The organism is Candidatus Anoxymicrobium japonicum, from assembly GCA_002843005.1.
In the GTDB taxonomy this organism is placed as follows: Bacteria; Actinomycetota; Geothermincolia; order Fen-727; family Anoxymicrobiaceae; genus Anoxymicrobium; species Anoxymicrobium japonicum.
On sequence record PHEX01000073.1, the window covers coordinates 1 to 7,550 of the forward strand.

Annotated in this window: 15 protein-coding genes; all 15 read left to right on the forward strand. The window is 52.1% G+C overall.

All coding sequences use genetic code 11. The features are described 5' to 3' along the window. Positions 1-145: addiction module antidote protein, HigA family (locus CVT63_07095; GenBank protein ID PKQ27596.1), on the forward strand; the 145-nt coding region annotated here is incomplete at its 5' end. Between the two features lie 205 nt (positions 146-350). After that, a complete protein-coding gene (locus tag CVT63_07100; protein PKQ27597.1) occupies positions 351-947 on the forward strand; it encodes a hypothetical protein in 597 nt (198 codons plus the stop codon). Positions 948-1,051: 104 nt separating this feature from the next. Continuing rightward, positions 1,052-1,333: a plasmid maintenance system killer gene (locus CVT63_07105; GenBank protein PKQ27609.1), complete on the forward strand. Its 282-nt coding sequence runs from the start codon at positions 1,052-1,054 to the stop codon at positions 1,331-1,333. 10 nt (positions 1,334-1,343) lie between these two features. After that, positions 1,344-1,640 carry an addiction module antidote protein, HigA family gene (higA, locus tag CVT63_07110; protein ID PKQ27598.1) on the forward strand — a complete coding sequence of 99 codons (297 nt, stop codon included), beginning with the start codon at positions 1,344-1,346 and terminating at the stop codon, positions 1,638-1,640. 61 nt (positions 1,641-1,701) lie between these two features. Then, the gene (locus tag CVT63_07115) at positions 1,702-2,346 is read left to right on the forward strand and encodes a transcriptional regulator (GenBank protein PKQ27599.1); all 645 of its coding nucleotides are present in this window, start codon (positions 1,702-1,704) and stop codon (positions 2,344-2,346) included. A 66-nt stretch (positions 2,347-2,412) separates the two neighbouring features. Beyond that, positions 2,413-2,703, forward strand: a complete 291-nt coding sequence (locus CVT63_07120; protein ID PKQ27600.1) for a hypothetical protein — start codon at positions 2,413-2,415, stop codon at positions 2,701-2,703. Positions 2,704-2,899: 196 nt separating this feature from the next. Beyond that, complete coding sequence (locus CVT63_07125; protein ID PKQ27601.1) at positions 2,900-3,358, forward strand: SRPBCC domain-containing protein; 459 nt, start codon at positions 2,900-2,902, stop codon at positions 3,356-3,358. 118 nt (positions 3,359-3,476) lie between these two features. Then, a complete protein-coding gene (locus CVT63_07130; GenBank protein PKQ27602.1) occupies positions 3,477-3,884 on the forward strand; it encodes a glyoxalase/bleomycin resistance/extradiol dioxygenase family protein in 408 nt (135 codons plus the stop codon). Then, entirely contained in the window at positions 3,811-4,350 is a 540-nt protein-coding gene (locus tag CVT63_07135) for a polyketide cyclase (protein ID PKQ27603.1), read from the forward strand. Before CVT63_07130 ends, CVT63_07135 begins: the two co-directional genes overlap by 74 nt. A gap of 57 nt (positions 4,351-4,407) precedes the next feature. Beyond that, positions 4,408-4,860: a polyketide cyclase gene (locus CVT63_07140; protein ID PKQ27610.1), complete on the forward strand. Its 453-nt coding sequence runs from the start codon at positions 4,408-4,410 to the stop codon at positions 4,858-4,860. Positions 4,861-4,982: 122 nt separating this feature from the next. After that, positions 4,983-5,180: a YqaE/Pmp3 family membrane protein gene (locus tag CVT63_07145; GenBank protein ID PKQ27604.1), complete on the forward strand. Its 198-nt coding sequence runs from the start codon at positions 4,983-4,985 to the stop codon at positions 5,178-5,180. A 61-nt stretch (positions 5,181-5,241) separates the two neighbouring features. Then, positions 5,242-6,024 (forward strand): class D beta-lactamase, encoded by a 783-nt coding sequence (locus CVT63_07150; protein ID PKQ27605.1) that lies wholly within the window; start codon positions 5,242-5,244, stop codon positions 6,022-6,024. A gap of 179 nt (positions 6,025-6,203) precedes the next feature. Next, positions 6,204-6,575: a hypothetical protein gene (locus CVT63_07155; protein PKQ27606.1), complete on the forward strand. Its 372-nt coding sequence runs from the start codon at positions 6,204-6,206 to the stop codon at positions 6,573-6,575. Positions 6,576-6,612: 37 nt separating this feature from the next. Next, the gene (locus tag CVT63_07160; protein ID PKQ27607.1) at positions 6,613-7,035 is read left to right on the forward strand and encodes a cupin domain-containing protein; all 423 of its coding nucleotides are present in this window, start codon (positions 6,613-6,615) and stop codon (positions 7,033-7,035) included. A 36-nt stretch (positions 7,036-7,071) separates the two neighbouring features. Further along, entirely contained in the window at positions 7,072-7,524 is a 453-nt protein-coding gene (locus CVT63_07165; protein PKQ27608.1) for a tRNA-specific adenosine deaminase, read from the forward strand. Positions 7,525-7,550 lie beyond the last annotated feature (26 nt).

Below are 7,550 nucleotides of genomic sequence, written 5' to 3' on the forward strand. Positions count from 1 at the left end.
TATTAGTGCCGAAATGGATTTACTTCTGTCCGATGCATTAGGCACCTCGGCTGGCTTTTGGTCGCGTATCCAGGTGCAATACGATATATGGCAAGCAAAGCAAAAACACCGCAGGCATATTGAGCGATTCCCTCAAGCTGCGTAACTGAATGACAAGTCGCAAAAACGCTTGGCTTATTTACGTAATAAATATTCAAACGAAGCAACCACATGCATGATGGGGCCAAGTCTAGATATATAGCATTCTAATGCCAGCAAAAAATGGGGGGATTTTTTCAACGTTTCACTGTTACCAACAGCCTCGCAAATAATCACTTTCGCCCAAAGGTTCATTTGATGTACCTTTAACCATGGACTTCATTGCCACCACCCTGCTGCTGTTCATCGTGCTCGACCCATTGGGCAATATCCCGATTTATCTCTCGCAGTTGCGGGTGGTGCCGGAGCAACGGCGGCGTTTCGTCGCCTTGCGCGAGTTGTGCATTGCCTATCTGTTGCTGCTGTTTTTCTTTTTTGCCGGTTCGGCCTTCATGAAACTGCTCTCGCTCGATATTGCGGCGGTGAATATCGCCGGGGCGGTGATCCTGTTCCTGATCGCGCTGCGCATGGCCTTGCCGATCCAGGAGGGTGTATCGGACAACGTCGGCACACGCGCTGAGCCCTTGATCGTGCCGCTGGCCGTGCCCGCTGTGGCCGGCCCCGGTGCGCTGAGCGTGGTGCTGCTGTTGCGCGAGGCCAACCCGGGCGAGAGCATGACGCTGTTTGCCGCACTGACGGTGGCCTGGCTGATCAGCGCAGTGATTCTCAGCTCCGCTCCGCGCCTGCAGCGCATTCTGCGCGATGAGGGCATCCTGGCCATGGAACGCCTGATGGGCATGGTTCTGGTGATCATTGCAATCCAGATGTTCCTCGATGCCTTGCGCCTGATCGGCGCGATTGATGCGTGACTTCTCGTCCATACCCTACACGGATAAATCCGGTTATACAGCCTCCCCACCCGCTCGACATCTGTAATATTTGCACTTTATAAACATAATGTTTATTATTGGCCATGATTCAGTCATTCGCCAACACTGAAACCGAAGGCTTTTTCGTTACAGGTAAATCGCGTCGCTTACCTTCGGAAATTCTCAAGCGTGCAGCCATGCGTCTCAATCAGTTGCATGCCGCTACAGAGTTGAATGATCTACGTATGCCGCCCTCTAATCACTTAGAGGCTCTTTCAGGCAATCGCGCCGGGCAGTGGAGCATACGCATCAACCAGCAGTGGCGCATCTGTTTCATGTTCGAAAATGGTGACGCATTTAATGTCGAAATAGTGGATTACCACTAGGAGTAATAACATGGTCTACAACGGTTTAACACCTATCCATCCCGGCGAATACCTGGCCGAAATGCTTGAAGAACTTAGCATCTCTCAAGCGTCGTTCGCTCGCACCATTGGCGTATCACCCATGCGCATTTCCCATGTCGTTAAAGGCAAGCGTCCGGTTACGGCCGAATTGGCGCTGCTGTTTGCAAAGACTTTTGAGCAAACTCCGCAGTATTGGCTCAATTTGCAAGCCAGCTATGATTTGAAAAATGCCGAGAAAAGTATCGCCAATCGTCTCTTTTCCATTCATAGCCTGGCTCATGCTTGATTGAAACCCAAAAATAAATGGGGTATGAGCTAAGCCCATTTTTCTGAACAAAGGATAGCGCGTGTATATCCCCAAGCAATTTGAAGAAATAAGTGTCGACCTCATGCACGAGCTTATCCGTGCGCACCCGTTTGCCACTCTGGTTTCACACTCGGCAAGCGGGCTAAATGCAAATCACATTCCGCTACTTTTATCGGCGTCACCATCACCTTATGGTACGTTGCAAGGCCATATTGCCCGGGCAAACCCATTGTTTGGCGAAATTGCGGATGGCATTGAAACATTGGCCATCTTTCATGGCCCTGATGCCTATATCTCCCCATCTTGGTATGCAACAAAAAAAGAAACCGGGAAAGTTGTACCCACCTGGAACTATGCTGTGGTGCATGCTTATGGTTATCTGCGTGTCGTAGACAATGCGTCGTGGTTGCGCGCGCAACTCGATGCACTGACTGACGATAATGAAGCGCCCTTGCGCGAACCGTGGGCAGTCTCCGACGCTCCGCCGGAATACATCGAAAAAATGATGGCAGCCATAGTTGGTGTAGAAATAGTCATCACGAAGCTGCTGGGGAAATGGAAGGTCAGCCAGAACCAACCGACACAAAATCATGCCAGCTTAATCTCGGCCCTGAAGGCGAACGGTCTACCGGAATCGGAGGCAATGGCTGTTTTGGTGGAAGCCGGCGCAAAAAATAATCGCTAACAACACCATTAGCGTGGACTGTAATAATAGGGAACGAACCCAATTATTCATCATGCAAAACGACAAATGCCGCGACAAAATATTCCACTATATCTGATTGCCGCCATAGCCTGGACTGGCATTTTTCTGTCGGCATTCCTGATCGCTCCCCGATCATGTGAAGGCGGTCTGGAGCTTTATCTGCTGGGCAGTGCAGTCCTGGTTCTGGTGCTGTCATCACTGCCTTTCATGCTTTTGCGCCACAAGCCCTTATCTTCTCGCCTCACTACTGCTTCCCTCCTCGGCTTCATCACTGTACTGGTCTGGCTTGCCGGGTTTTTCATTGCGAATTTCCGCATCATTTGCCGGCTTTTCTAGCCATTCCCAGCTGCACTCCGCATTCTCAATCGCTACAAATCCACCACACGAAATTTTCTACACACTTGTATACACTGTCCACATTGGCTATATTGTGAACGATGAATGCATCATTGCCTGCTTCTGCAAAGAAATGATGCCCTTGTTTCAAAGCAAATTTTAGGCGTTCTGCACGCCAGTGAAAGGAGCATTCATCATGGCAAGCATCGCACATCGTGTAGGCATCAAGGCACCCGTTGCCCGGGTTTATGCTGCTCTTTCAACCATTGACGGCCTTCGCGGCTGGTGGACAAAGAGCATCACGGGCACTAGCGAGCCCGGAAAAATCATTGATTTCCAATTTTTGCAGCCCGATGGAGAAATCCTGGGCGCTATGGGCATGGAAGTCCTGAATCTGGAGCCTGACAAACGCGTGCATTGGCGTTGCATATCCGGCCCGGATGATTGGATAGACACGGAAATTGTCTTCGACCTGTCTGTGGAAGATCCATACACCATCGTCTTGTTCCGCCATGACCACTGGCGCGAACAGAGTGAATCCATGGCGCACTGCAGCATGAAGTGGGCAACTTTTCTCCTGAGCCTGAAGAACCTTGTTGAATCCGGCAAAGGCAAACCATCGCCGGATGATGTGAAGATCGATAACTGGAATTAATGACTTATGCGCGCTTGCCTCATGCCTGTTTATCGATCTGTTGCTGTCGTGACTTGCATTCAGACAGACGCTCTTCACAAACTTTATCGAACACCGCGAAAACTGAAGGAGTAGCCAAATGCCGAGCCAGCTTTATGTCAACCTGCCCATCAAGGAACTTGAGCGTTCCGTCGCCTTTTTTACGCAACTCGGGTTCCGCTTCAACCCGCAGTTTACTGACGAGAACGCCACCTGCATGATCATCAGCGATGAGATCAATGTGATGATGCTGGTGGAGCCGTTTTTTCAAACCTTTACGCCCAAGCCACTATGCAATGCTGCCAAAAACACCGAGGTGTTGCTGGCCATTTCGGTCGATAGTCGCAATGAGGTCGATGTCATGGTGGCAAAAGCCAAGGCCGCCGGTGCAGCAACGCCGATGCAGCCCCGTGATTACGGTTTCATGTACCAGCATGGTTTCGAGGACCTGGACGGCCACCTCTGGGAGGTGTTCTATATGGACCTGGAGCACGTGCACAATACGTAAGCCGCCGCATCAACCAGCCAGCAAAGGAGGCATCGTGATTCAGGATAATGTCATCAGAAGTTCGCGCACTTTCCCAGTATCGAGAAACGCGCTGTTTCAGGCTTTTGCCGAGCCGAACCTACTCAAACTATGGTGGGGGCCGAAAGGCTTCACCAACACCTTCGAGCAGTTTTCGTTTGAACCGGGCGGCCACTGGATCTTTACCATGCATTCGCCTGAAGGCAAGGATTTCCCCAACCATTCCGTGTTCGATGAAATTATCGCGCCAGCGAAAATCCGCTTCCGGCACATTTGCAAACCGGAGTTCTGCATGACCATGCATTTCGAAGGTACGGAAGAAAACTCCGTACTGACGTGGGAAATGGAATTCGAGAACGCCGAGATAAAAAACAGTTTGGAAAAACTGGTCGTACCCTCCAACGAACAGAACTTCGACCGCCTGGAAAAAGTATTGGGAACAGCTTAGAAGCCCAGCCTCCAGGCTTTTGACGCAGTTGATTTCACACAGGAAAGGAGAATGATCATGTCTACCAACACCGTCAAACTGCATCGTGTTCTTAGTGCACCGCCGGAAAAAGTCTACCGGGCATTTCTTGATGCCGATGCCATGGCAAAATGGCTTCCACCGCATGGATTCACCTGCAAGGTGCACCACCTGGATGCCAAGGTTGGCGGCACTTACAAGATGTCGTTCACAAATTTCTCTACCGGCCATAGTCACTCGTTTGGCGGTGAATATCTGGAACTGATTCCGAATGAACGTATACGCAACACAGACAAGTTCGACGACCCCAACCTGCCGGGCGAAATGGTGACGACCGTTTCATTGAAGCAGGTTTCTTGCGGGACTGAACTGAACATCGTGCAGGAAGGTATCCCCGATGCAATCCCGCCTGAGGGGTGCTACATCGGTTGGCAGGAATCGTTGACGCTGCTTGCGCTGCTGGTCGAGCCTGATATTCCGGATGGCCAATAGCGCTTCCGGTCTGAAGAACGCAACAGCAACCAAGACACAAAAAATCCATGGAACCGTCCACAAATGCGGTCAAGACCCTTATGATGGAAGCTATAGCAATTCTTCTTTTGTAAGGAGCATCCATGCGTCTTGTTTTAGCCATTTTCCTGCCATTTGTGGCGTTCTTCACCATCGGCCGCCCACTTGCCGGCATCATCTGCCTGATTCTGCAGATCACCCTGATTGGCTGGCTGCCGGCCGCCATCTGGGCGGTTTATGCATTGGGGCAATACAAGACGGACCAGAAAATCGAAAAAGCGCTGGACTCATCAAAATCCTGAAACCGCTTTCATGGATGCAGGAAATTCACGGTCTTTATCTTTGATCTCACAATAAGCATTCATGAAATATTTCCTGACCGCATTAACCATTCTGTTCAGCATGCAAGTACATGCTGCAGATTGGGAAGAAAGCCAAAAGATAGGGGCACTTTTCAAAGACGCCGGGGTAAACGGCACTTTTGTCCTTTATGACGTCAGCGCCGGAAATTACACCGGGCATAACCGGGCGCGAGCTGAAGAACGCTTTATTCCGGCGTCTACATTCAAGATCGCGAACGCCTTGATCGGTCTTTCCAGCAGAACGGTAAAAAGTGTTGATGAGGTGTTGCCCTACGGTGGAAAACCCCAGGCCTTCAAGTCCTGGGAAAAGGACATGGGCTTGCGCGAAGCCATTGCCATATCCAATGTTCCTATCTTTCAGGAACTGGCACGACGCATCGGCCTTGAACGCATGCGGGAGAGTATCGCCGCAATGGATTACGGCAATGAGCAAATCGGCACCAGCGTAGATCGCTTCTGGCTGTCAGGCCCGCTCAAGATCAGCGCGGTGGAGCAAACCCGGTTTCTTGCCCGATTAACCCAGGATGCATTGCCGCTTCCCCCAATTGTGCAGAAAAGCGTGCGCGAGATTGTGTTGATCGAACAAGCTGAAGACTGGAAGCTCTATGGCAAAACCGGCTGGCAAAATGCGCCTGATGCCGGTGTCGGCTGGTGGGTCGGCTGGGTAGAGAAAAACGGTCACATATATGCCTTTGCCTTGAACATGGATATCCAGCAGACATCCGATGCCAACAAACGCATAGAACTGGGCAAAGCAAGCCTCAAGGCGCTAGGGTTGCTCTAAACAATCCTGCCCCAACATACGGAACAGCCAATCTTCCCTGTCCCTGGAAACATCGAATCAGATATCGGTAATCACTTGCCCTGTGCACCGGGGCTGTTGCATCATAGTCCGCAGGAAAAACGGCATTAAGTGCAAAACACGTTTTCCCAACCATTCGTTTCATTAAGGCCAGATGAATCATGTCAGACTTGCAAGATCCCAGAGTCCTGTTCGCCGCCGAACGCACGCTGCTGGCTTGGAACCGCACCAGCCTCGCGCTGATCGCCTTCGGTTTTCTGGTGGAGCGGGGCAGCCTGCTCTTGAACGCTGTTGCGCCCGAACACGCGGGCTTACATGATGCGCTGCTGACCTTCTGGCTAGGCCTTGCCTTCATACTGCTCGGCGTATTCGCCGCCGTTTATTCCTCGCGCCAATTCGCCATCGTGCTGAAATCCCTGACCCCAGTGGAGTTTCCGCAAAACTATGCGGCCAAATGGGGCGTGCTGGTCAATGCCGTGGTCGCGCTGCTAGGTACAGCACTGATTTTCGTGCTTTACTGGACTCGAGTTTAGCAGCATTTCAAGCATCAAAACAGTTCGGGGGAACACCATGAAGCAGCTATTGATCGGCGTTTGCTTGTGCATCGGTACAGGTTTTTTGCAACTTGCGCAGGCCGGGGATAAAGCCTACGAATTCCAGACCCTGGCGAAAGGCAGCCACAGCTGGGATGGTGATACCCTGCCGGCTTACCCATCCGGCACGCCGGAAATCACCATCGGCAAGATCGTCATCGCGCCCGGCGCCACGCTGCCTTTTCACCAGCACCCGTTCATCAACGCCGGTGTAGTGCTGAGCGGCAACCTGACCGTGATCACCGAGCATGAAAAAACGCTGCAACTGAAAACCGGCGATGCCTTGATCGAGGTAGTGAACACCTGGCATTACGGCAAGAATAGCGGCGATACGCCGGTCGAAATCATCGTCTTTTATGCCGGTACTGAAGGCGCGCCGGTGACGCATCTCAAACACTGATGGGAGCCCCTACTAAAACTCATGAAAGTGACAGCCATGAACAACCCCGATTATCAGGCCATGCTGCAGGTGGCGATTGAAGAAGCGCGTAAGGGCTTGGCCGAAGGCGGCATCCCGATCGGGGCAGCGGTTTTCACGCAGGGTGGCAAGCTACTGGGTGCCGGCCACAACCGCCGTGTGCAGGAAAACGACCCTTCGGTGCACGCCGAGACCGACGCCTTTCGCAAAGCCGGGCGGCAGACCAGCTACCGCGACAAGATCATGGTGACCACGCTCGCGCCATGCTGGTATTGCAGCGGGTTGATACGGCAATTCAGGATCGGTACCGTGGTGGTAGGCGAGGCGCAGAACTTCGACGGCGGGTTGGACTGGCTGCGCGAAAACGGCGTGAAAGTTGTCGTGCTGGATTCCCCCGCATGCAAAGCCATGATGACGGATTTCATCGAGCACAACCCGGCATTGTGGAACGAAGATATCGGCGAGGAATAAGCGCATACTTGTCAGCAACAAATGAA

Coding starts and splice junctions, on each gene's coding strand:
- CVT63_07155 (PKQ27606.1), top strand. CDS start 6,204: ATGTCAGACTTGCAAGATCCCAGAGTCCTGTTCGCCGCCGAACGCACG.
- CVT63_07160 (PKQ27607.1), top strand. CDS start 6,613: ATGAAGCAGCTATTGATCGGCGTTTGCTTGTGCATCGGTACAGGTTTT.
- CVT63_07120 (PKQ27600.1), top strand. CDS start 2,413: ATGCCGCGACAAAATATTCCACTATATCTGATTGCCGCCATAGCCTGG.
- CVT63_07125 (PKQ27601.1), top strand. CDS start 2,900: ATGGCAAGCATCGCACATCGTGTAGGCATCAAGGCACCCGTTGCCCGG.
- CVT63_07100 (PKQ27597.1), top strand. CDS start 351: ATGGACTTCATTGCCACCACCCTGCTGCTGTTCATCGTGCTCGACCCA.
- CVT63_07150 (PKQ27605.1), top strand. CDS start 5,242: ATGAAATATTTCCTGACCGCATTAACCATTCTGTTCAGCATGCAAGTA.
- CVT63_07165 (PKQ27608.1), top strand. CDS start 7,072: ATGAACAACCCCGATTATCAGGCCATGCTGCAGGTGGCGATTGAAGAA.
- higA (PKQ27598.1), top strand. CDS start 1,344: ATGGTCTACAACGGTTTAACACCTATCCATCCCGGCGAATACCTGGCC.
- CVT63_07130 (PKQ27602.1), top strand. CDS start 3,477: ATGCCGAGCCAGCTTTATGTCAACCTGCCCATCAAGGAACTTGAGCGT.
- CVT63_07105 (PKQ27609.1), top strand. CDS start 1,052: ATGATTCAGTCATTCGCCAACACTGAAACCGAAGGCTTTTTCGTTACA.
- CVT63_07140 (PKQ27610.1), top strand. CDS start 4,408: ATGTCTACCAACACCGTCAAACTGCATCGTGTTCTTAGTGCACCGCCG.
- CVT63_07135 (PKQ27603.1), top strand. CDS start 3,811: ATGGTTTCGAGGACCTGGACGGCCACCTCTGGGAGGTGTTCTATATGG.
- CVT63_07145 (PKQ27604.1), top strand. CDS start 4,983: ATGCGTCTTGTTTTAGCCATTTTCCTGCCATTTGTGGCGTTCTTCACC.